This is a genomic window from Candidatus Chlorohelix allophototropha, from assembly GCF_030389965.1.
Lineage (GTDB): Bacteria > Chloroflexota > Chloroflexia > Chloroheliales > Chloroheliaceae > Chlorohelix > Chlorohelix allophototropha.
Map to the genome: position 1 here is coordinate 394,397 of NZ_CP128400.1, position 24,009 is coordinate 418,405.

The following is a 24,009-nucleotide window of genomic DNA, read 5'->3' on the forward strand; positions in this document are numbered from 1 at the left end:
CTATCATTAGCCGTTACATATGTTCTGCTATTATAAATTATTGCAGCCAGTACGATTGTGTACACTTGCATAAATTGATTTAAATCACAAAAACAACCATAATAAGTTAGCCTTTGATTAAGAGCAGTTAGTATAAGCTGTCGGTAAGTCCAAAGAAAGCATATTATACAAATGATGATGAGAAGACGATCTGACCAACCAAAGCCTAGCATGAAGGCATTACGGCGTGCGCTCAGCTATAACAACCACTATCCGCGTATAATGTGGATAGCTTACGGTGCGCTAGTGCTGGCTTCAATTGCACAACTTGCAGTTCCTACCCTTGTACGTAATGTCATTGACGCAGTAACTAATGGGGTACTTGCTCAAAAGATTCTGGCAGTACCAACCACCTTTCAAGCTGCAATTGAAACCCGTTTGGGTTTGTCGCACCAGCAAATACTTGATAATAACGGGAATGCCGAACGAAATATTATTATTGCAGGACTGGCAATAGTAGGATTCGCGCTAATACGAGGGATTTTCGCCTTCCTACAAGCCTATAACGGTGAGAAACTTTCCCAGAGTGTTTCTTACGATATGCGTAACGACTTGTACGCAAAAATCCAGCGCCTTTCCTTCAGCTACCACGATAAGCATCAAACTGGGCAATTGATGATTCGGGCTACCGACGATGTGGAAAAGGTGCGCCTCTTTATCGGACAAGGTTTACTAATGACAGTATCCGCGTTGGTACTGTTTCTCGGCACTATCTTAATCCTGTTTTTAAATAATTTCGGCTTGGCGCTGGCAATACTTCCAATCCTACCGCTGGCGTTCGCCTTGTTTTTAGGCTTCGGTATGTTTACGCGCCCCTTGTTTATGATATTACAGCAAAAGCTGTCAGCCCTTAATACCATTTTGCAGGAAAACCTAGCGGGCATCAAAGTGGTAAAAGCCTTTGCGCGTGAGCCGGAAGAACGCGCTAAATTTAATGTAGCTGCCGAAGAACAAATGCAGCAGCAAATCCGGGTAGCGCGAATTTTCAGCTTTCTATTCCCGATGGTCTTCTTTATTGCAAACTTCGGGCAAGCGCTGGTGCTATTTGTGGGTGGCTGGATGATTATTGATAACACTCTATCGCTAGGACAATACCAGCAGTTCAGCCTTTACCTCAGCTTTGTGTTCTTTCCGCTGGCGCAACTCGGCATGATTATTACGCAAATGTCGCAAGCTGCCGCATCAGCCACCCGCATTTTTGAAATTCTGGATGCTCAAAATGATGTGACCGATAAACCCGGTGCATCGGTTTTACCCACAATTCAAGGTGAGGTGGAATTCCGCGATGTTACTTTCAAGTATCCCGGTGGGGATAAGCCTGTTTTGAGCAGGGTCAGTTTGGTAGCCAAACCGGGACAAACTTTCGCCTTACTTGGCGCAACCGGAAGCGGTAAAACTACCATTATAAACCTGCTGCCCCGTTTCTATGACCCCACCGAAGGTCAGATATTGATAGACGGTATCAATATTCGCGATGTAACTATCGAATCTATGCGGCGACAAATCGGAATTGTGCTACAGGAAACCAACCTCTTTACCGGCACTATCCACGATAATATCGCGTTCGGTCGTTCCGATGCTACTATGGAAGAAGTCATTGAAGCAGCAAAAGCTGCCGCTGCCCACGATTTCATCATGGAATTCCCGGACGGTTACGATACGATTGTAGGAGAGCGTGGTTCGACCCTTAGTGGTGGTCAGAAACAACGTATTGCCATCGCCAGAGCGCTGTTGCTAGACCCGCACATCCTGATACTGGATGATTCTACCAGTAGCGTAGATTTGGCAACTGAATATCACATCCAGAAGGCGCTAGATCGCTTGATGCAAGGACGCACCAGTTTTGTAATTGCGCAACGTATCAGCACTGTATTGAATGCAGACCAGATTTTAGTACTGGATAAAGGTGTGGTAGTAGCACGTGGTACTCACGAAGAATTGATGGAAAATAGCGAAATATATGCCCAGATTTATCAATCACAACTGGTAGATGACGCCCATTCCGAAGACGCGGGCGAACTGGTAGAACAGGAGGCTCGATTATGATGGGAGGGGGCATGCATGCACGTGGTTTGATGGATCGCGAATTCATTAAACCACAGCGTATCAGCAAAACGTTAAAGCGCTTTGCCGGTTATTTCAAACCCTATAGTCTCGTGCTGGTAATAGCAATCACCCTGGTAATTATCTCGGTCTGGTCTCAAGTAATGGTACCAGACCTAATCGGACAAGCGGTGGACTGCTATCTTACCGCTCCTGCTGCCGCACAACAGGGCGAAGGAGGCAGCTTACTGGCTCAAAGCGTGCCCAACTGCACATATGATCCAAACGCTCACAATTTGAACAGTGCAGACCGGGTTGCAGGGTTGGGCTGGCTGGTAGCAAAATTGTTGGGGCTATTTTTGCTAGGCGCGATTGCCAATGGTATGGTCTTCTTTGCCATGGGTTGGGCTGGTCAGAAAGTGTTGAAGCGCATGCGAGTTGATCTTTTCGATCACTTGCATAACCTGTCGCTAGGCTTCTACTCGAAACACGAAGTAGGCGACCTGATGAGCCGTATTACCAACGACTCGGAAACTATCCAGCAGGCAATCAGCTTTGCCTTGGTAAACGTAATGGCAGGCGTAATGCTGATAGTGTGGGTTATTTTTAATATGCTCACCAAAAGCTTAATTTTTGCCTTAATATGCCTTACCATTGTGCCATTCATGATTATTTCCACCACATGGTTCTCTGGGCAAGCTCGTAAAGCCTTCCGCCGCTCTCGTTTGCAAATGGGCAACGTAAACGCCGAATTGCAGCAAAGTATATCGGGAGTACGCGAGGTACAGGCTTTCTCACGCGAAGACGAAAATCTGGAGAATTTCCGCAATGTCAACGCCGCTAACCGCGATGCCAATATCAAAGCGGTAGCTTTCACCAGTGCACTCGCGCCTACTCTTGAAGGACTTGGTTACATCGCGCTAGCCATAGTAACCGGGGTTGGCGGGATTTTGTTGCTGCGTGGGCAAGATTTGTTAGGTACGTCGCTTTCGCTAGGATTGGTCATAACCTTCCTGAACTACATCCAGCGATTGAACCAGCCAATTCAGCAAATCTCAGTGTTGTGGGTAAATATCCAGAGCGCAATCGCGGGAGCAGAGCGTATCTTTGGCTTGCTGGACGAAAAGCTGGAAATTGTGGATAAGCCGAATGCAATCCAAATGCCTCCCATCAAGGGCGATATTGTATTTGAGCAGGTTAGCGCAGAATATGTAGCGGGCGAAACGGTGCTGAAAAACATAAGCTTCTCGGTTGAAGCAGGCAAAACTATCGCCATCGTAGGTCCAACCGGAGCGGGTAAAACCACGATTATTAATCTGATTCCACGTTTCTACGAAGTAACGAGCGGCAAAATCAGCATTGATGGCAAAGATGTGCGCGATGTAACCGCTGCCAGTTTGCGACGCCAAATCGGTATTGTTTTGCAGGATAGCTTCCTGTTCAGCGACACCGTTATGAACAATATCCGCTTTGGTAATCCGTCTGCTACCGATGAAGAGGTGAAAGAAGCCGCACGCCTTGCACGTGCCGATACCTTCATTGAAAATCTGCCGGAAGGCTACAATACGGTGTTGGGCGAACGCGGACGGGGCTTGAGTCAGGGGCAACGTCAGCTAATCTCCATTGCGCGGGCGGCAATGGCAAATCCGCGTATTCTGATACTGGATGAAGCTACTTCGAGCGTGGATACGCGCACCGAACGCATGATACAAGCCGCGCTTGAAAAGTTGTTACAAGGGCGAACCAGCTTTGTAATAGCCCATCGGCTCAGTACCATCAAAAACGCCGATCAGATTTTGGTGCTGAAAGATGGCGAAATCGTGGAACGAGGCAATTTCCAGAATTTGTTGGATGCTGAAGGAGTCTTCTACAACCTGTATATGAGTCAGTTCCGCCGCCAAGAGGCAGCCGCCTAAAAAGAAGTCTTTAAAAATCCGAAAGGCTTGCCGCTCAGTTGAGTTGTGAGCCTTTTTGATTTCCGTAAGTGGTTCAGGTTAGTTGTGGGAAAATTCTAACCAGTGGTATGTCCCGAAGCAGATACAAGAACCCTTATTTCTCGGCGTTGAGAATTTTACTGCATCTTTGGAATCTCTCAAATAGGTTAGGCGGCTACTTCGGATATATCTATATCCAGCCTCTCCAACAAAGAACGGCATAACTCTGGGTTCCACGGCATTGGTTTTCGTGCCTCATTATGGCTGTCCGAACCGCAACTGATCGCCAAATCGCGTTTGCGAGCAAACCGTACCAACCGCTCTATGGCATCACCGCCATGAGAATAGTGGTAAGCTTCTACACCAGCCAAGCCCATTTCAACGAACTCATCTAGTACATGGTCAGAAGCATAGGAGATACCGGGATCGCTTCTACCGGGATGCGCCAAAACCATAACCGCACCAGCCATATTACCGATTTCAAAACCTAACTCGGCGGGTTGGTTAATGATTTCGTCGAAACCACCGCCCATACAAACCGAATAAGCATGATCGTAACTTTGCACTTCGTCGCCACGCACCAACGCGCGAGGAATGTCGTAAATCATAAAATCGCCATCGGGACGGCGTACCTGATCAAGACCGTGTAACTTATAACCTAACTTGTAAAGGTAATTGAGTATTCTTTCTTTTTTCTGAAGCACCCGATATTGAGTATCTTCTAGCAAGGCGTTCAAATGTGGATTAGAGGAATCAAAGTTGAACATCAAGAGGTGATAATTCGAGTCTTTCCAGCCTACCGTTAATTCCAGACCGGGAACAAAACCGATGCCCTGCGCTTGAGCTTTCAAACGCACCGGTTCAACATTTCCGATAGTATCGTGATCGGTTACAGTTATTATTCTCACACCTTGCGCAGCAGCAGTTTCTACCAACGTATGCGGAGTCCACAACCCATCGCTTGCCAAGGTATGCATGTGGAAGTCCACACCCAACCCCGGCATCTTAGTTTGTAATTGCATTTTTAGAGACCAACTCCTTAATTATGCGAAAAATCGCAGTAATTCTTCTTATTCATAGCTTTTATCTATAGCACATAAACCATTCTACCATATCATTTGTGAAAAAACATTAAAGTCTTATTGTGTTTTCAGGCATGTATGCTATAACAAAGCTTGAATCAAGCAATAATCATTCAAAACTTAAAAAGCCATTGCATTATACCATTGCAAGAGCTTTATGACCTGAATCAAACCTCAAGTTTTAGCTAAGCTTTTCCTTAAGTGTATTCGTGACGCGATTCAGGCGTAATAATGGGAAATTGGCGCAAATACGTACTCTCTTTGTGCGTCTGGTATTTGGTGCTTTAGGGTTGATTTAACGCAAGTTTCCTTTCCAACTCTTTAGTTGCCTGAATATCGGCTCGTTCCTGCTGCTGATTCTTCAATTGCAGCGCCAAGAACACCATTACCAGCACCACTATTGCCACACATAGAAAGGCTGCTTTGTAGCCGCTTGCACTGCCTCCCAAGCTATCCGCCACTGCGCCTACCAACGCCCCGCTCAGGAGTTGCCCAACGCTGGAGGAGACCGGAAGCATGCCCTGAGCCGCCGCGCGGTCTTCTAGCGAGGCTTCCGCCAGCAAGATATAGCGCAAAGGCGCGCCCAGCAACCCACCCAAACCAAGCCCGATTATCATTTCAGCGACAATAAAAGCCCATAGTTGGTCGCCCAACAATGCCAAAACGAAGATGCCGAGTGTGGTTGCAGTAGTACCGAATAGTAAAACCTTTTTTGAGCCAAATTTGTCGAGGTAGCGACCTGCCATAGGTGAACCAACCGCCATTGCCAGCACTACCGGCATCAAAAGGAAACTGGCGGTAGATTTGGTAATCGCAAAAGAGGCAACCGCCATCGCCGGCAGAAACACCATCGCACCCTCGCCCGCACCCGCCCCAATGGACAACCCATTCACCAGCAACATTTGTCTCGTTCCCAGCAAGCGCGGATGAATGATCGGGTCAGAGGCGCGTTTTTCTCGCCAGATAAAGAGTGGAATGCAAATTAAAGTAAGCAGCAGGAACGGTCCAACTTGCCATGAGAGCAGGCTGGAAACCAAATCCCCAGTTTCAAGCTGACTGATACCAACGGTCATGCCGCTCAACATTACCGTCAGCACCAGCATACCCATAGCATCGAAAGGTTGGCGGGTAGCAGGGCGAGAGGTTGGCAATTTACGCGCTGCCATCCAGATAGTAAATAATGCGAACGGTACATTGATTAGGAACAGCCATTTCCAACTAAACAAGAGCAAAATGCCGCCCAGAATCGGTCCGATGATAAAGGAAATGCCAAATACCGCCCCAATTAAACCTAAAGCGCTGCCTCGTTTATCTTCCGGGAAAGTATCGCCTATAACTGCGCTTGCCACCGGGAACACACCACCTGCGCCTAAACCTTGTGCGGCACGACCGACCAGCAATAGCCAATAGCTTGGAGCAAGCGCCACCAATAAAGAACCTGCCCCGAACAAAGCTATATCCAATAAGTAAACATTGCGCCGTCCGTAGCGGTCGCTCAGTTTAGCCATCAAAGGTGCGCCGGTCAAATTTAACAGTACATAGCTAGTAAACAACCAAGATTGCCCCCGCTCGTCAATTCCGAAATCTTGCCCAATAGCAGGCAACGCCGGCCCAACGATTGCAATATCGAGCGCACCCATTAGCACGCCAAGAAACAGGATTATTAATACCTGACGACGAGAGTTGGTTTCCATCCAGCTTTATTTCCTCCATTCCTAATCATTTGTTTTTTCAAAGAATAACCTAGAAAAATGTAAATTTTGGTAAATAATAGTGTATTTTATTTCAACGTAGCTATTTTCACAAACATAATAAATATTTACCAACTTTCTACTTCTTTTTACGGTTATTTTTAACCTTTGATGATATAACTATTCAAGCATTGGAGTCCACCCGCCAGACTGGACAGGAGGAAACACGATGTCGAAGATGAAGCTTGCCGCTGGTCTAGCTACCGGATTGGCAGGAGGAGTTGGCTTGTACAAGCTGTTAAAATCCAAAAAACTTTTCTCAATGCCAGGTAAAAAAACCAGTAATCCGATAGAAGAAAATCTTCTTTCTGATGTGAAACCGGGCGTACTGACCAAAGTTAATGATGAACTTCAGCTTGCTACCGAAAGCGTTAAAACTGCACTACAACTTAGTTTATTACTCAAAGCATCGGCTTCTGAGGTTGCTGCTGGTTCAATAGTAAATCAGAATAAAAGCGCAGACAAACGTCTGAAAATGGTGGGCGGACTGGTAGGCGCAATCTGGGCTTCAGGAGCAATAGGGCACTTTACCAAATTAAAAGAATGGCCTGCACTGTTTTTGTATGTGTTTGGCTCGTTCGGGCTTGCCGCTTATCTAGGTAAAAAACAAAATGGCTGGAAAGACATCTATATTACCAAAGATAATATCGGTAAGGCAACCGCGCTAGGGCTTATAGGTGGCAGCATTCTGTTCATCTCAGATGTCGGCAATACCTACGTCTATTACAAACGTGGTGGCGCAGTAATGGAAGAGATGGAGAACATTCTGGTAAAACAGAAAATGATGTATCTGTTCCCTGTTCTCATCTTTGCAGAAGAATTTTTATGGCGCGGCATAATGATCTCGGCTCTCAAGGACAAGAAAGTTAGCACCGGTAAATCATTAATGCTAACCACTCTGCCTTACGCGCTGAATCATTTCTTTGTAGCGCCGGTAAGTTTCAAGGAACGCGCTCTAATGGCTGGTCCGATGGCAATTCCCATCGGCTTTATCGCAGGTTATCTGACCAATAAAACCAAAAACACATGGACTGGCGTAATCATCCATATGATGACCATGTTTTCAATGTTGCTGGATGTCTTCGTAATACCGAAGATGGTTAAAAAAGATAAAGCTGCTTAGAACAAATCGGGGCTGTGAAGTCAAAAGCTTTATAGTTCCATTCCCCTCACACTACTCCACAGTGTTACGGGCAAAACTGCACAAGACTCGATTCTTCTCCAGGGATCGAGTCTTCTATTTTATAAACCTTCTTAGCTCTCCAAAGCAAATAAGTAGAGAAATATTACCGCTAATGGATTCTCATGTCCATAGCATATCGGTATTGCTTTAGATAAAATTAGGGCTAATAATAGATGAAAGCATTATGTGAAGGTATTTCGCTATTCATCATTTCATTTCCCTCAAGGAGAACTTTCATGTTACTCAAGAAGAAAGTGGCAGTATCATTCGTATTAGCTTTATCTCTACTTCTTTCCATTGCGCTCGCAGCTTGCGGTGATAACACTGCTACGCCCGCGCCTACTGCTACACCTGTTCCAGCCGCCGCCGATATAAGCGGGGTCAGTTTGGGAGGAATAAGCGGCTTGAAAGAGATTACGGTGGATGTAGCGGCGTTGGGCGATAGCTTGAAGCAAATACCGGGCGCAGCCCTTAAAATCTACGTTTGCGACGATACCGCCGACAAGGTATCCAGCACGTTTGACGCTGCCGCCATCAAGGCAGGCTTTGTCTTTGCCTTACCGGGAGAAACCAAACCCACTAAACAAGGTGATGCAATTGGCGGGCTATATGCCAAAGGTGATACTTCTGATATCCTTTTCGTCGTTGCTCCAGTCACCGATGACCCTTCAGCGCTGGCAACCCAAATGAACATCCCTGGATTGAATGCCGACGGACTTAAAAAGTTGGTTGACCAAATGAAAGGCAAGAAAACCATGCTGGTGGCTTTAACCACACCCGGCGTGATGTCAGCCATGCTAAAGGGCTTCGCCGATATGGGCGCTACCCCTACTCCTACCAAGTAGTTACGAATTAGTAGAATAATCGCAAAAAGCAGACAAGGGCTTTATACCTCTTGTCTGTTTTTTATTCGTAACTATTCACCCCCCTACCCCCTCAAGAGGGGAAGTAGGAGAGAGGAGTTCAAGGGGACACCCCTTGCGACCCCGCACAGGGGTTGCGCCCCTGAGAACCCCGCTCCGATTCCGTTAGTTACATAGGTCTATTTTCTATCCGGCTGAATAGGTACTTTTATTTTAGGTAAAAGCTCAGAATTTTAAAAGACCTACTTAATTTCGAAATTACGCAAAAACCCTGATTTAATGAAGCTTCAATTGTGTTAAAGTTATAATAATCGGCAAGAAAATAAGCCAAGCTATATAGCTCTCAAACAGGTCTAGCGTGAATATACCGCCAAAAAGTAGAACTAAACCCAAGCAAAACAGACGTAATTTAACTGCCATTCTGGTGCTGTTGCTCAACACCGGCTTAATGTGGTTCGGTTTTTTTATGTTGATACCATTGCTGGCAGTACATATTACCAATGATCTGCTATTGGGAGCAGGAATGGCAGGGCTGGTACTAGCTATTCGACAGTTTGTGCAACAAGGGCTTGGCCCATTCGCCGGTCCGATAGCCGATTGGGTGGGTTATTCCAAAATGATGATGCTAGGCAATCTGGTTAGAGCGTTGGGCTTTGCCTGGATTGCAGTGGCAACCGAACCAATCGGTTTGATTCTAGGCGGCGTTGTGGCGGCGCTAGGCGGCGCATGCTTTGAAGCAAGCGGCAAAGCGTCCTTAGCATACTATAGCAAGGGCTACAACCGCGAAAGTGTTTTTTCGCTCTCCATCACCGTGGGCAATGTGGGTATGGCTTTAGGTCCACTGGTAGGCTCATTGTTACTCAAATTCAATTTTATAGTAGTGGGAATGGTTTCTGGCGGGATCTATGTGCTGTGTTTCTTGCTCATCCTGATATTCGTACCTGAAGTAGAAAAAACTGGAAAAGCAGAAAACCGCGCCAAACCCGGCAATATATTCGGCAAACTAGGGTTGGTATGGAGTAATCGCCCCTTTGTAGTGGTTAATGCGCTGCTGATCGGTTATTACTTCCTATATGTGCAAATTAATATCTGCCTACCGCTAATGGCGGTTGAATTGACCGGTACAGAGGACAGCGTGAGCTTGATTTTCGCCATCAATAGCGGTATGGCAATCCTACTGCAATTCTTTAGCGTAAAATTAATCAGCAAATGGCTGAAGCCGATTAGCATCATCGGTATCGGCATCGCCTTTAGCACTGTGGGCTTATTCGCCATTGCCTTCGTTTCAAACTATTTCCTTTTAATACTATGTGTAGCGGTTTACGCTTTTGGTCGTCTCCTAGTTGACCCGATGGCTTTTACGCTCACCTCGCGCTATGCTACCGAAGATACGCTGGCTAGTTTCTTCGGCTTTAGTTCGCTGGCGCTGGCATTTGGCGGGATGGCGGGCAACTTGCTGGGCGGTTGGCTATACGATACCGGAAAAGGAATCGGCTTTCCAGTTCTGTGCTGGATGGTTTTCGGAGCAGTGGGTGGAGTTGTCACCATCGGCGTTGTAGTGTTCAAATTCTGGGAAGAGCGGCGGATTGCCGCTGTTAAAGTAGCACTAACAAATGATATATTAACCCCCACTTCTTCCCTTGAAAACAATTAATAACTCTCAGGCTACATCAGTTAAGCCATCTCGTCGGTCTGAAAAATCAACTTGCGTTTCGGCGCTACTCAAGGTCTGCGTGAACGGTTGCGGGTTATTCCACATCCGAGCAATCAGATAAAGCGGCATTAGAAACCACGGGGCATTATCTAGTAGCACAAACCATAATTGAGGGGTGCGATAAGGTCCGAATATTTCCTCCCCAAGAATAATCGTGACATTGGTCACCATTACCGAAGCGTAGATAAAGCAAACCTGCCTAATCCAATTCTTCCCTTTGATAAAAGCGTAAAGCGCTACCACATAAAAGGGCCCAAAGAGAAGCGCATCTATCCAGATAGTAACCTGCCACCAAGTAGGGCGTGCCATTAGTAACGGGTCGAAATTGCGTCCATACGAGTGAATAATATCCACCATAAAAGGCAGGGGCCATATCGGATAACTAAAATTATTGGGATCTGGAATGATAATCTGCTCAATATCTACTATATAAGTTATAAACAGCAAATTAATGCTGAAAAAGATTATCAGCGGCAAATCTATCAAGCGGCGACGGAGTGGAATCACCTGTTTCATATTTATCTCCTTAAAGTGGTCAAGTAGCTGCGAGGGTAAAACTTGTTACGGGTAACCGATAGCCTAATCGTAGCATAGATAGGGGAAAATTTGAATAATCCTACAATGTGGTTATTGCAAATATACTTCAGCCCTTTGAGGCGAGGGAACCATCTTGCGGTTTGGATTAGAAAAAAACGGGATCGCTCCGGTGGTATAGATTCAGAAGGGGACTTGAATATGCGTACTTCAAGTCCCCTTTATCGCTCAAACGCTACATATAAATGAATACAGTAGTCCCGGCTTTAAGCTGATAAATCAGCCCGGCATCGTACACAGTGGCATTCACACAACCGTGACTGCGGGGATAGATGCCAAAACTAGCATGCCAGTAAGTGCCGTGAATAGAGTAATCCTCGTGGAAATAGCTCACATTCCGAACTTGCTCCAAACGATAGTAATCGGGATTGGCTTTATCGCTCGCTCCACCCGTCATTGCTTGACTTTTCGGTCGGTAACTACCTTCGATTTTAAATGAGCCGGTTGGGGTACTGAAATCACGGGTAGGGTCGCCGGGACGCGAAACACCGCTGGAAATCAAGCTTTTATAGAGCAGTTTCGGACCATCGTACACCGCCATCATTTGCTTGGACAACGAAACGGCAACCCAAGGTCCTGAAAAAGTTTGAGGTGGAGTAGGCATATCCGGCAACGTGAGTTTCTTGACATTGCCGCTATATACGAATAGGTCGGGATTTTCATAAAACTGTAGCCAGTTGTCGTTAGCACCATCCAGCTTTTCGCCCTTAACTGTTTTCAAAGCTTGAATATGATTACCCTTGTATAGCTGTTGCAGGTAAGGCAAGACATCAGTTTGAGTCGGGTTTGGAAAGGAAGTGCCGGGACCGGTGCGGACATTCAGCATATCCGAAGTCACTTCATACCACTCCGGTTGCGTGCCAGCAAAAATCGGCAAAATGGGAGAGTTGTAAGCAGGTAATTTACCCTGATACCGCCATTTTACATAGTGCTGACCCACATTGCCCATCTCAACCTTGTAGCCGTCTGGATTAGAGGGAGTGTAAGTCAGGATACGTCGCTCGAAAGCTTGGAACAACACATCTTTTTCTTTACCTGCCACCTTCACCTTTGTCCAATATGCTTCGGTGATAGGATAGCCGGTACTGAAAAGCCAATTGTTGATTAGCGCATCGGTGTATTGCCCATTATTGTAAACGGGGCCAGTTTTATTCAAGAAATTCCAGAAGGCAGCCGGAATACCCATATTATGCTGAATCGTGGCAATTTTAGCCTGCGGGTCATTAAAGGCGTACTGAGGCTGGATACCAGTAGAGGCAAGCGTGGTTTGCACGGTTGCGCCAACCTGATAACCAAGCGAGATATTATAATACTTATTCAGGGAAGCATAAGTCGGAAAAGCATTACCCGGATCACCCGCAACTGAAATATCAGCCGGAGTACGAGCCTCAAAAGAGGCATCACCCTTCTGTAATGCCCCAGTAATCATTTCAACGACAATCAAACCGTTAGTAATCGCTTCAGGTTTACTGCTGTCGTTGATCTCCATACGCGACTTGTCGAAATACTGCACAAGCCGACTTCCATAGGGGGTTGAGTCAGAATATTCTTCGTAGAAACCATCACCTAATGGTTTAGGACCCCAATACCAACTTCGAGAAGCCTTATTATCTACTATTGCCTGGTCAGAATGCTGCCACACATTGTAGAAATTGGGATCGGCAAAGGAATTAATAGCTTGGCTCGTAGAATTAGCAGCCATAGCAGGTGTTGAGGTTAAAGAGTTTAGTATAACGGTGAGGGAAAGTGTGATAGTCAGAAATATTGTGGGTTTTGTGGGGGCTTTGCTCGCCAAGAAAGTCATTATCTAACCTATTTCTACGTTTCAAGTTAAGTCACTATGCTTGCACTTTCTACTAACAATCTAGTTCAAAAACGGTAACTACTGCTTAATAGCAGTGAGTCCATTAAAATTATCTTAAAATGCCAAAAGTGCAAAGTTAGCGACTTAAGTGATTAAGCCTAGTACAAAGTATTTTACTGTAATAAACGGATAAATTCCAGCGTGGTTACGCAAATAGAGTGATTCTTTGGAGAAAAATAGGAAATATTGGCTAGACGTTAAATTAATTAATTTTTATAACTTCCTTGATTTGACGAAAAATGGGTAAGCTTGTATAATCTGCAAGGTTATGTCTGTAAAATCCCGGTAGAATTACCGTATTTAGCTAAAGGGGTGAGCTTTCAGTAATGGTTAAACGAACTTGGCAACCCAAGCGCATACCACGCCGCCGCAAACACGGTTTCATGTCTCGTATGGAAACTTCGGACGGACGTGAAGTATTGGCGCGCCGCCGCCGAAAGGGTCGCTGGAGCTTGACAGTCAGCAACGAGCCGCGAGAGCCGCGCTAGTTGGGTCTGGAATGTTATGAAGCGGGCCTCCGGCTCGCTTTTTAATTTTTTACGATGACTATCTTATTTTGCGCTTGTGTATTATAATATACAAGGCTTTGGTAGCCCTAAATAAACTTGCCTATGAATAAGTTATATCGGTTAAAAAAAGGACGCGAGTTTCAACGTGTGCGTGTAACCGGCAAAAGTTGGTCACATCCGCTGTTGGTACTTGTAGCCACAGCTAACCAATTAGCTGTTACCCGGCATGGCTTTGCGGTAGGGAAACGTTTTGGTAAAGCGCACTCCCGTAACCGCCTCAAACGAGAAATTCGAGAAGCGGTACGAGTGCGGCAAGCAGGTCTTAAAATTGGTTATGACCTAGTTTGGATTGCGCGCAGCCAACTGAACGAGCAAACCTCGTTTTGGGAAATTGATTCGGCAGTTGAAAATTTGTTGAAAAGAGCGCGTTTGCTAGAATTTACTCCTCCAGAGGTCGCATCCAGACCAAAGGGTGAGCAAACAGCGCCGGTAAACGGCACTTAGCTAACGCTCTTCTATTTTTTTAATCTATTTTGCGCCGTTTAGAGTATATAATAAATTTGTAGCTGTGCTACTGCTTGTTAAATGAGATACGCTTTTCTAGGGATAATCCGACTCTACCAGCTAACCTTTTCCCGCCTGATACCGTCGGGAACCTGCCGTTTCTATCCAAGCTGTTCCCATTACGGATACGAGGCTGTACGGAAATATGGAACGCTTAAAGGCGGCTGGATGGCAATCACCAGAGTGTTGCGTTGCAACCCTTTTAATATGGGTGGTTACGATCCTATAGATTAAGTTAAAATAATTCTTATTCGTAAATAAATGCACACAAGGAGGCAGTCTTAGTGTCACAAATATGGGACGCCATAGTTGAAGGAATGGCAAGTATTGTCAAGTTTTTCGCCACCCTAGGAGGCAACAATACTGCTATTGGCATTATCCTATTCACTATTGCCGCCCGCCTCATCATACTGCCTCTGACACTGAAGGCAGTACGTAGTAGCCGTGCAATGCAGGCGTTACAACCCGAAATCAAGAAAATAAACGAACGCTACAAAGCTAAAGCGGGCGAACGTCTTTCACCTGAAAAAGCGCAAGCCAAACAGACTGAAATGATGGCGCTATATCGCGAATATAGCGTTAACCCATTGGCTAGTTGTTTGCCGGTAGCTATCCAGATACCGATCTTCTTCGCGGTTTACGGCGCGGTTTCCAAGTCAATTGGCACAAGTGACCCGCTAATTCAGTTTGCCCAAAACACATGGAACCAATTTGCGCCTGACGCACTTAGTGCTACCAGTCAAGCGGTAAATCTGGACTCCAGCTTTCTCTGGATTAAAACGCTAAAAGAACCAGATCCCTTATATATACTGCCCGTCTTGATGATTATCTTCCAGTTTGCCACCCAGCGTATGGCAATGCCCAAAGGTGGTGGCGCAGACGATCAACAGCGTCGGCTAAACAGTATTATGCAGTGGATGCCGATTATATTTGGCTTTACCGCGTTAAGTTTCCCATCTGGTCCGGTTATCTACTGGGTTGCAAGCAGTATCTTTAGTTCTATCCAGCAATACTTTATAACCGGCTTCCAATCGCTAACCGATATACCCGGTTTAGGATGGCTACCTACCAAAGAAATCAAATTGCCACAGTTGGAAAAGAAAGCATTTGATGAAAGCCAGCCGCGCAAAAAAACTTTTATGGAGCGAATGGCAGCACAACAGGATAAAATTGCATCTGAAAAGGTTCAGAATTCCGGCGAAGGAACTTCCATTGAAGCTGCCGCTGATGCCGGTAGACCCACTCCTAACAATTTTGGACGTAAGCAAGGTTCTGGACCAATTACCAGCAAAGTAGCAGCCGAAAGTGTAAACCTTGAGAAAGGTTCTGGCAAAACCGAAGAAGCAGTCAAAGAAGCATATCGGCAACTCAGTACGCGCCCGCCCAAAAAACCTACAAATGGGCGTAAGGGTAAGAAGTAGTTTTTTAAAAGTTGGGGGAAATCAGGCAAATAAGCAGCACCTTATTACATCGCTGCAAACAACCGGGAGGATGAAATTTCAATATGCAGAGCGTTGAAGTACAGGCTCGCACCGTAGATGAAGCGGTTGGCATGGCCCTTGGGCGGCTTGGACGGAGGTTTGATGAAGTTGATGTTGAGATTTTGAGACCGGGCAGCCCGGGAGTTTTGGGCATAGGTGCAGAAGATGCACTGGTTCGGGTTACAGTGCGCAATCCGGCGATGGTTCAACACAATGCCTATCAGCAAATGCCTCAACCGGGACAACCCTTTTATGGTGCACCGATGCCACCCGCTGGCATCAACCCCCCACCACGTCAGAGTTTTAGCCCTCAGGAATTGGCTGAAATCGGACGTGAGGTAATCATGCAGATGTTAAGGCGGATGCGTTTACAGGCACGTCCTCAAATTCAGATTCACCAGCAGATAATTGACCCCAATAGTGGCGAAGAGAGCGAAAGTCCTCTTGTTACTATTAATCTGGTTGGGAACGACCTGGGACAGCTTATCGGGCGGCGCGGCGAAACCCTGACCGATCTCCAATTCCTCTTTAACCTTATCCTGAACAAAAAGACTCGCATTTGGGGTAGGGTTATGATAGACGTGGAAGGTTACCGTACTCGGCGCAAGGATAATCTAATTAACTTGGCACGTCGCATGGCAGAACAGGTTATGGCAACGCGCCAGTCTATCACGCTTGAACCGATGCCCGCCTATGAGCGCAGGCTCGTTCACATGGCGCTGATTGACCACCCGTACATCCGCACCGAAAGCTTCGGTGAGGGTGAAGAACGCAAGGTTACTATCTTCCCCAAATAATTTAAACTCAATTTAACCCCCTTCTTTTGAAGAGAAGGGGGTATGAGGTTTTATGCGCCCTTCGCTGTTCTTTCTTACTATCGGGCATATAGCCGAAGATTTGTTGCCTGATGGTTCCATTACTCCCGGTGGAACCGTTTCTTTTGCTGCCCTAACCGCTCGTAACCTAGGAGAACGCGCTGCAATTCTGACCGTTTCTCCCGATCATTTGCGACATCTAGACCTGTTCCACGATATTGAAATCAGAGGGCGCATCTCTGAAATTTCCACCCGTTTTGAGAATATTTATACCCCGCAGGGGCGCATCCAATATTTACGGGGACGCGCGCCCATCATAGATATTGCCGATGTTCCAGAAGAATGGAAACAACAAGCCGATATTGTACACATTGGACCGATTGCGCAGGAATGTGGGGCAGAGTTGGCAACCATTTTCAAACACGCGCTGATTGGTATAACCCCACAAGGCTGGATGCGAGCATGGGATAGCAGCGACAATCGCGTGCGTCCTGTAGCATGGGAAAAAGCGGAAGAAATACTCAAGTATTCCGGCGCATTGGTGCTAAGCGAGGAAGATTTGCCCAGAAATGACGAGGGCGAAAGACTCCTGCAAAGTTACATTGACCGCTGCCCGGTGGTAGCCTTTACCAGAGGTAGTCATGGTTGTACCGTCTATTGGGAAGGGCAATCCTTTGACTCACCCGCATATCCAGCACGAGAGGTTGACCCCACCGGAGCAGGGGACGTGTTCGCCGCTGCTTTCTTCATCAAATTGCGCGAAACCGGCAGCCCGCCTGAAGCAGCCCACTTTGCCAATGCAGCCGCTTCTATCAACATCGAGCGACCCGGTTTGAGCGGTGCGCCCTCTCTTGCCGAAGTGTTACATCGTCTCACCAATCCTACCCGCTAAGTCCCTTTCGCTTTATCTTTCTGAGGTCTAAATGTCAGAGCAGCACAGTAATACCAGCAACGAACGGCAACGCCTCAATGTAAGCGGCATCGTGCAGGGGGTTGGCTTCCGCCCGTTCGTATATGGTTTGGCTTTGCGCTTGGGCTTGAGCGGCTTTGTGCTAAACCATAGCGCGGGCGTTACAATCGAAGTGGAGGGCGAAAAGCAAAGCATCGCCCTGTTTCAGCGATTGCTTGCCGAAGAAGCGCCCCCTCTATCCCGCATCGATTCTATAACATCCGAACCGCTCGAACTGTCAGGTGAGAAGGGTTTTAGTATTCACGAAAGCGTACAGGGCGCAGAGCGGCTAACCTTGATTTCGCCCGATACTGCCACCTGCCCGGACTGCCTGAAAGAGCTTTTCGATATCACAGACCGACGTTATCGCTACCCATTTATTAATTGTACCAATTGCGGACCGCGCTTTACCATCGTGGAAGATGTCCCCTATGATCGGGCTAAAACCACCATGAAGCATTTTCCGATGTGTAAGGAGTGCTACGCCGAATATACCAATCCGGCTAACCGCCGATTTCACGCCCAACCCAACGCCTGCCCGGTTTGTGGCCCGCAAGTGCAAATGCTAGATGCGGCAGGGCAAATAGTGGAAACAGCCGACTCCATCCACGAAGCCGCGCTACAGTTGGCAAGCGGCGCAATTCTGGCTATCAAAGGTCTGGGCGGCTACCATCTGGCATGCGATGCATATAACTTTGAGGCGGTTTCGCGCTTGAGAGAGCGCAAGCGCCGTGAAGCAAAACCCTTTGCGCTGATGGTAAGTGACTTCGAAACTGCTGCCAAACTGTGTGTTTTAGACAAGGACGAAGAAGCATTGCTTAAATCCTATCGTCGCCCGGTAACCCTGTTGCAACAACGCGAGGATAGCCCTGCTGCACCGGGTATCGCACCCGGTATACAAACACTAGGACTGATGCTTCCTTATGCGCCACTTCATTATTTGTTGCTTCACGATTTCGCGGCGATAGGGCGTGTTCCAGCCCTCGTCATGACCAGCGGCAACCTGAGCGATGAGCCAATTGCATATCGAGATGAAGAGGGCTTTAGGCAGCTTTCAAGCCTTGCTGACGGCTTTCTCACCCATAATCGCCCCATTCATATGCGCTGTGATGACCCGGTTACACGCATCGTAGCGGGTGACATCCAATTCTTCCGACGTTCGCGCGGTTATGCCCCTGAACCGATAAACTTGCCGTTTGAGTCACCCTTGCCTGTGCTGGCAGTAGGCGCATTCCTGAAAAACACTTTCTGCTTAGTAAAAGGCAAGCAAGCATTTATAAGTCACCATATCGGCGACCTCGAAAACCTAGAGACCATTACCTCTTTTACCGAAGGAATTGACCATTTCAAACGCCTGTTTGATATTGAACCCCAAGCAGTTGCCTACGATTTGCATCCCGATTTCCCAAACACCCGTTACGCGCTGGCGTTGGAAATGCCCCATAAAATAGGGGTGCAACACCACCACGCCCATATAGCAAGCGTAATCGCCGAACATGGGCTGGAAGGTAAGGTTATCGGCGTAGCGGCAGATGGCACAGGCTATGGCACGGATGGGAAAATATGGGGTGGCGAAATAATGGTGGCGAATCTGTCCGGTTTCGAACGACTCGCCCATCTCGATTATGTACCGCTGCCGGGGGGCGAACAGGCGGTTTTGCAGCCGTGGCGCATGGCGGCAGTCTATTTGCAGAAGGCATACGGGCACGAGTTTACCGCACTAGAAATACCCTTCACCCGACAACTGGATTTGAAAAAGTGGGAAATACTTTCAAAAATGATTGAGCGGAGCTTGAACAGTCCGCAAACCTCCAGCTTGGGCAGGCTATTTGATGCGGTTGCCACCCTTTTAGGAGTCAGAACAGAGGTAATATACGAAGGTCAGGCAGCGATTGAACTGGAAATGCTGGCAGAAAGTACCGAAACCATTTATCCTTTTGAAATTTTAGCTGAGCGTTTGGATTTCTCCCCTGTCATACGAGCTATCGTGGAAGATTTGCAAAAGGGCGTAAGCTCACCTCAAATAGCCGGACGTTTCCATCGCACCGTTACAGAAATGCTGGCGCAAGCGTGCGTAGAAGCGCGAAACTCCAGCGGGTTGGCGCAAGTTGCCTTGAGTGGAGGCGTTTTCATGAATCGCTTGTTGCTCACACAACTGATGGCTCGGTTGGAAGAACTGGATTTTAAGGTTTACATCAACCGTAAAGTACCACCCAACGATGGGGGTTTGAGCTATGGACAAGCAGCGGTAGCTGCCGCACGCTTGAAAGAGAGAATGATATAGTTAAGTAAGTAATAAGTAGGGTTGGGTCAAGCGGGCAAATAAAGCAAAAAGTGGCGCGTTATTGCACCACTTTTAAAAGGGAAAATAGTAAGGGATACTTACAAATAACTTACTAGCGTGCTTCTGCGGTTACCCACGAACGGCGGTATAACCACCCGGCGCACCCCATTAGCAAGAGGCACAATGGCAGATAAGCCAGCGACCGGATTTGCACCATCGCCACAAAGAACAATAGCAATCCACCACATAAATGCGCCAAAACAGCCAATTTAATATTTCGATCTGAAATCAATTCTAATAGAGACATTGATACAGCGAACCAAGTCGCGGCTACAAGCGCATATTCTATCATCCCGGTCTGAATAGACGCATTAAAAATTCCAAGAGAAGGGAGAATGAGGGTTAAGCTCAGTATGAGCAGTAAAAATTTCTTGTTCGTGCCGCGAAAGTTGAATAACTGTTTCATCGCTAAATTCCTTCAATAAAATTACCTAAAAATCTCTATAAGAAATTCTATAATTGATTTTGAGTTTTTGCAATCCACATTTGGTACAAATCGCATAAGTGGTTTTGTGCATTTTGCACAAATCAGGCTTTTGGTTTCGAGTGCCTTAAACGTGAGTGTTTTATTTATTTCGTAGAAGTGGGCAACACTAAGAATAAAGCTCAAGCGATTTAGTTTTGGGAAGCATTAATACTTAGTTTATATAGATAAGCGATAGATCGGGAGTAAAAGCAGGGTTTTATCGAAGGAGTAAGGGTTTCCCGTCATAAAAACAGGAAACCCTCGATTTAAAACTAGCTCAAGAACAGTATTTCGCGATACTTAGGTAAAGGCCAAATGTCATCAGAAATGACCAGTTCCAGCGCGTCACAAACCTCGCGGATTTCCAACATCGCGGGTAGTACCTTATAGCCCATCTTTTGCGCTTCTTTATCAAGATCTTCATGACCGCTATGTTCAGTGGTCAGTTCCTCAAACTTGTCCATCAACTTGTGTAGCTTGTTGATTAACTTGCTGAGGGACTTGAGATCATCTACCTGATGCTCAGGAGCATCTCCACCAAGCACGTCTTTCAGGGATTGGATCGAAGTAGCCAAGAGTTGCTGTTGCTTGTAAGCAGCCGGTAACACATAAGTCTTAACCAGTTCCTTCAAGGTTTGCAATTCGATGTCCACGTCTTTGACATAACGCTCAACACGGACTGCATAGCGGGCTTCGACTTCTTCCTTGGTGAAAATACCGGAATTTACGAAGAACTCGATGGACTCAGGCTTGACCATCTCAGCCAACGCTTCAGGAGATTTGCGCAGATTGGGCAGACCCCGACGAGCGGCTTCTTCTACCCACTCTTCGGAATAGTTATTGCCCTCAAAGCGGATCGCCTTGGTTTCAATAATGGTTTTCTTAACTACTTCCAGCACTGCTTTTTTGAACTCAACACCCTTATCTAAGCTAGCTTTGATCTGGGCATAAACATCATCCAGCGCTTCGGCGACAGCAGCATTGAGAGTGGTCATTGCCGGAGAAATAGCAGCAGAACTGGCGACAGCACGGAACTCGAACTTGTTGCCGGTGAAAGCAAAAGGCGAAGTACGGTTGCGGTCGGTGTAATCGCGCGCAACATCGGGCAGGTGCGAAATGCTAAGCCCAATGATACGCTCTTCGGTACCGTTCTCAGCTTGTGTACCAGCCTCAATCGCATCCAAGATTCCGGTGAGTTGCTCGCCGAGGAAGGCGGAGATAATGGCGGGCGGAGCTTCATTCGCGCCGAGGCGATGATCGTTACCGCTACCGGCAATAGCCGAGCGCAGCAGACCAGAACGCTTGTAAACGCCCTTCAAGGTTGCGACCAAGAATACTAGGAATTGCAGATTCTGGTTAGGAGTTTTGCCGGGTTCGAGTAGGTTGTTACCATCAGAATCCTGCATAGACCAGTTGTTGTGCTTGCCGCTGCCGTTAACCCCTGCGAAAGGTTTTTCATGCAACAACATCGCCAAGTCATGGCGTTCTGCTACGGCACGCAAGTATTCCATCACCATCTGGTTGTGGTCGGAAGCAATGTTCAATTCTTCAAAGATAGGCGCAGTTTCAAACTGGCTAGGCGCTACTTCGTTATGGCGGGTTTTAATGGGAATACCGAGCTTGTAGAGTTCGAATTCCGCTTCCTGCATGAAAGATTGAATTCGGTCTTTAATCGAACCGAAGTAGTGATCTTCCAATTGCTGACCCTTTGGCGGTGGCGAACCGAGAAGAGTACGACCAGTGGCGATTAGGTCAGGGCGAAGCATATAGTAAGCTTTATCAATCAGGAAGTATTCCTGCTCAGGACCAAGGGTTGCCACTACACGGTCAGAGTTGTTGCCAAAGAGTTTTAAAACCGGCAGCGCGCTCTTGCTGAGTACTTCGATTGAGCGAAGCAAAGGAGTTTTGTGATCCAGCGCCTCACCGTGATAGGAAATAAACACCGAAGGAATACATAGGGTCTTTCCATTCGGCTCTTCCGAAATATATGCCGGGCTGGAAGGATCCCAAGCGGTGTAACCACGTGCTTCAAAAGTGCTGCGTCGTCCACCGGAAGGGAAACTGGAAGCATCAGGCTCACTTTGGATCAGCTGAGAGCCGCTAAAGCGCTCGATAGGCTGGTTTTCATCATCAAAACTCAAGAAAGCATCATGCTTTTCTGCGGTCAAGCCAGTTTGTGGTTGAAACCAGTGACAAAAATGGGTTGCGCCGTTTTCAATCGCCCACTCTTTGATGGCATGTGCCACTTCATCGGCGATACTTCGATCCAACTTTTTGCCTTGCTTGATAGTGGCTTGTAGCTTCTGAAAGGTTTGCTTGGAGAGCTTTTCTTTCATAGCCTTGGTGCTGAATGTATTGATACCATAAATATCGGTAACACGCAGATACTGACCATCGGCGTTACGGGGCCAATCGAATTGGCGAGTTTGCCGATGACTTACTTGATTTAGCGCCCACAAACGCGGATTGCCGCTAGGCAAATTTGCCATTTGCTGTTCCTCCTGAAAAAAATTTGATGTAGCAGTTTTGTGGCATAAAAAATCTCTCCCATATTATAACAGGTTTTTTAAAAAGCATGAGCATATTGCACAATGAATTTTTTGAGTTCGATAATCAATTGGGCAAACAGTCTAATAGTTATGTTTTTAACAACGAGCGATTAGTGCTAAGATGCTAGACTTGAAACTCCGCTTTATTAAAGCCAATAGCGGTGTTAGAGAGCTTTGTACTCTGCCTGATTCTTGCACCTTCACCTTAATGAATCAGGACTGCTCGCTTATCTGTCTTAATGTTTCCAGTGGAATAATAAATCATTTCTATATTAATTTATTATTAACGTGAGGTATGGGCAAAACCCTTGTAGAACTGTATTATATTCTCAACTAGCGGCAATTTTAATGCAGGAGGAAATAATGACCAATAATCCGCAAGAAGATATTCATAAACTGGTACAAGCCCAATTCGGACCGGTTGCTTCCGCTTATACCATAAGTGTTGGGCATGCCAACCGTGATGCGCTTGAGATAGTGGTTAACCTAGCACAGCCGCTTGTCACCGACCGCGCCCTAGATATTGCCACAGGCGCAGGGCATACGGCGATGGCACTTGCGCCACATGTGGCTGAGGTAATTGCCTACGACCTGACATCCCAGATGCTGGAGGAAACCGCCCAAAACGCTGCCAAGCGCAACTTGACAAATCTTGTCACAAAACAAGGCACGGCGGAGTCTTTGCCATTCCCCGACAATACTTTCGATATTGTGACGGTGCGAGTTGCGCCGCATCATTTTGCGAGTATCAAAAGCGCAGTGCTTGAGATGGGGCGCGTGGTAAAACCGGGTGGGCGCGTGGTGGTGGTGGATACTACCGTACCAGAAGATGATACTCTTGATCAAGAAATAAATTATATCGAAAAGCTGCGAGACCCATCACATGTAAGAAACTACCGTTCCAGCGAATGGGTTTCAATGCTGCAAGAAGCGGGTTTGAAAATCTTTTACAATGAGGTGGATTATTACACTGAGCAAGGTCAAATGAATTTTGCCAATTGGACTGGACGTATGCGTACTCCGCCCGCCGCAGTAACAGAACTGACCGAACTGTTTCGCAACGCTTCTCCTGAACTGGTACAGGCTTTGGAGATAAAGCTGGAGGGAGATGAAATATTCTTTAGCTTACCAAAGGTTACAATCGGTAGTACAAAATAATTCACAGCATTAGCAGCCAATAAAAAAAGCGCGGATTATAGTGAGTTCACTACTTCTACCCGCGCTTTTTTTATTTATTTTTTCAGGCTAGGATTTTAAGCCTACTT

General features: G+C 46.8%; 19 protein-coding genes. 13 read left to right on the forward strand and 6 right to left on the reverse strand.

Translation table 11 applies throughout. The features are described from left to right. Positions 1-171 precede the first annotated feature (171 nt). Both OZ401_RS14450 and OZ401_RS14455 read left to right on the forward strand, forming a co-directional pair. Positions 172-2,085 carry an ABC transporter ATP-binding protein gene (locus OZ401_RS14450; RefSeq protein ID WP_341471169.1) on the forward strand — a complete coding sequence of 638 codons (1,914 nt, stop codon included), beginning with the start codon at positions 172-174 and terminating at the stop codon, positions 2,083-2,085. After that, positions 2,082-3,998 carry an ABC transporter ATP-binding protein gene (locus OZ401_RS14455; protein WP_341471170.1) on the forward strand — a complete coding sequence of 639 codons (1,917 nt, stop codon included), beginning with the start codon at positions 2,082-2,084 and terminating at the stop codon, positions 3,996-3,998. Before OZ401_RS14450 ends, OZ401_RS14455 begins: the two co-directional genes overlap by 4 nt. Positions 3,999-4,183: 185 nt before the next feature. On the opposite strand, the gene OZ401_RS14460 is transcribed toward OZ401_RS14455, so the two are convergent. Both OZ401_RS14460 and OZ401_RS14465 read right to left on the reverse strand, forming a co-directional pair. After that, the gene (locus tag OZ401_RS14460) at positions 4,184-5,038 is read right to left on the reverse strand and encodes a PHP domain-containing protein (RefSeq protein WP_341471171.1); all 855 of its coding nucleotides are present in this window, start codon (positions 5,036-5,038) and stop codon (positions 4,184-4,186) included. Between the two features lie 344 nt (positions 5,039-5,382). Further along, a complete protein-coding gene (locus OZ401_RS14465) occupies positions 5,383-6,792 on the reverse strand; it encodes an MFS transporter (RefSeq protein WP_341471172.1) in 1,410 nt (469 codons plus the stop codon). 226 nt (positions 6,793-7,018) lie between these two features. Here OZ401_RS14465 and OZ401_RS14470 point away from each other — a divergent pair, with 226 nt between their 5' ends. The 3 genes from OZ401_RS14470 to OZ401_RS14480 all read left to right on the forward strand — a co-directional run bounded on the left by OZ401_RS14470 (position 7,019) and on the right by OZ401_RS14480 (position 10,549). After that, entirely contained in the window at positions 7,019-7,972 is a 954-nt protein-coding gene (locus tag OZ401_RS14470; protein ID WP_341471173.1) for a CPBP family intramembrane glutamic endopeptidase, read from the forward strand. A 296-nt stretch (positions 7,973-8,268) separates the two neighbouring features. After that, positions 8,269-8,877, forward strand: coding sequence for a hypothetical protein (locus tag OZ401_RS14475; protein WP_341471174.1), 609 nt, complete (start codon positions 8,269-8,271; stop codon positions 8,875-8,877). Between the two features lie 376 nt (positions 8,878-9,253). Further along, the gene (locus OZ401_RS14480) at positions 9,254-10,549 is read left to right on the forward strand and encodes an MDR family MFS transporter (protein WP_341471175.1); all 1,296 of its coding nucleotides are present in this window, start codon (positions 9,254-9,256) and stop codon (positions 10,547-10,549) included. A gap of 6 nt (positions 10,550-10,555) precedes the next feature. Here OZ401_RS14480 and OZ401_RS14485 read toward each other — a convergent pair whose 3' ends face one another. Both OZ401_RS14485 and OZ401_RS14490 read right to left on the reverse strand, forming a co-directional pair. Further along, on the reverse strand, positions 10,556-11,125 hold the full coding sequence (locus tag OZ401_RS14485) for an EXPERA domain-containing protein (protein ID WP_341471176.1): 570 nt from the start codon (positions 11,123-11,125) through the stop codon (positions 10,556-10,558). Between the two features lie 253 nt (positions 11,126-11,378). Beyond that, positions 11,379-13,007, reverse strand: a complete 1,629-nt coding sequence (locus OZ401_RS14490) for a L,D-transpeptidase (protein WP_341471177.1) — start codon at positions 13,005-13,007, stop codon at positions 11,379-11,381. 386 nt (positions 13,008-13,393) lie between these two features. On the opposite strand from OZ401_RS14490, the gene rpmH reads away from it, so the two are divergent. From rpmH to hypF, 7 genes are all read left to right on the forward strand, one after another. Beyond that, the gene (rpmH, locus tag OZ401_RS14495) at positions 13,394-13,555 is read left to right on the forward strand and encodes a 50S ribosomal protein L34 (protein ID WP_341471178.1); all 162 of its coding nucleotides are present in this window, start codon (positions 13,394-13,396) and stop codon (positions 13,553-13,555) included. Between the two features lie 123 nt (positions 13,556-13,678). After that, a complete protein-coding gene (gene rnpA, locus OZ401_RS14500; RefSeq protein ID WP_341471179.1) occupies positions 13,679-14,080 on the forward strand; it encodes a ribonuclease P protein component in 402 nt (133 codons plus the stop codon). 81 nt (positions 14,081-14,161) lie between these two features. Then, positions 14,162-14,374, forward strand: coding sequence for a membrane protein insertion efficiency factor YidD (gene yidD, locus OZ401_RS14505; RefSeq protein WP_341471180.1), 213 nt, complete (start codon positions 14,162-14,164; stop codon positions 14,372-14,374). A gap of 50 nt (positions 14,375-14,424) precedes the next feature. Beyond that, on the forward strand, positions 14,425-15,561 hold the full coding sequence (locus tag OZ401_RS14510) for a YidC/Oxa1 family membrane protein insertase (protein WP_341471181.1): 1,137 nt from the start codon (positions 14,425-14,427) through the stop codon (positions 15,559-15,561). A gap of 83 nt (positions 15,562-15,644) precedes the next feature. Further along, the gene (jag, locus tag OZ401_RS14515) at positions 15,645-16,418 is read left to right on the forward strand and encodes an RNA-binding cell elongation regulator Jag/EloR (RefSeq protein WP_341471182.1); all 774 of its coding nucleotides are present in this window, start codon (positions 15,645-15,647) and stop codon (positions 16,416-16,418) included. Between the two features lie 52 nt (positions 16,419-16,470). Further along, positions 16,471-17,328 carry a PfkB family carbohydrate kinase gene (locus tag OZ401_RS14520; RefSeq protein WP_341471183.1) on the forward strand — a complete coding sequence of 286 codons (858 nt, stop codon included), beginning with the start codon at positions 16,471-16,473 and terminating at the stop codon, positions 17,326-17,328. 31 nt (positions 17,329-17,359) lie between these two features. Further along, the gene (hypF, locus tag OZ401_RS14525) at positions 17,360-19,669 is read left to right on the forward strand and encodes a carbamoyltransferase HypF (RefSeq protein ID WP_341471184.1); all 2,310 of its coding nucleotides are present in this window, start codon (positions 17,360-17,362) and stop codon (positions 19,667-19,669) included. Between the two features lie 112 nt (positions 19,670-19,781). Here hypF and OZ401_RS14530 read toward each other — a convergent pair whose 3' ends face one another. Both OZ401_RS14530 and OZ401_RS14535 read right to left on the reverse strand, forming a co-directional pair. Beyond that, positions 19,782-20,135 (reverse strand): hypothetical protein, encoded by a 354-nt coding sequence (locus tag OZ401_RS14530; RefSeq protein WP_341471185.1) that lies wholly within the window; start codon positions 20,133-20,135, stop codon positions 19,782-19,784. Positions 20,136-20,467: 332 nt separating this feature from the next. After that, positions 20,468-22,684, reverse strand: a complete 2,217-nt coding sequence (locus OZ401_RS14535) for a glutamine synthetase III family protein (RefSeq protein WP_341471186.1) — start codon at positions 22,682-22,684, stop codon at positions 20,468-20,470. A gap of 423 nt (positions 22,685-23,107) precedes the next feature. On the opposite strand from OZ401_RS14535, the gene OZ401_RS14540 reads away from it, so the two are divergent. After that, a complete protein-coding gene (locus OZ401_RS14540) occupies positions 23,108-23,902 on the forward strand; it encodes a class I SAM-dependent methyltransferase (RefSeq protein WP_341471187.1) in 795 nt (264 codons plus the stop codon). Positions 23,903-24,009 lie beyond the last annotated feature (107 nt).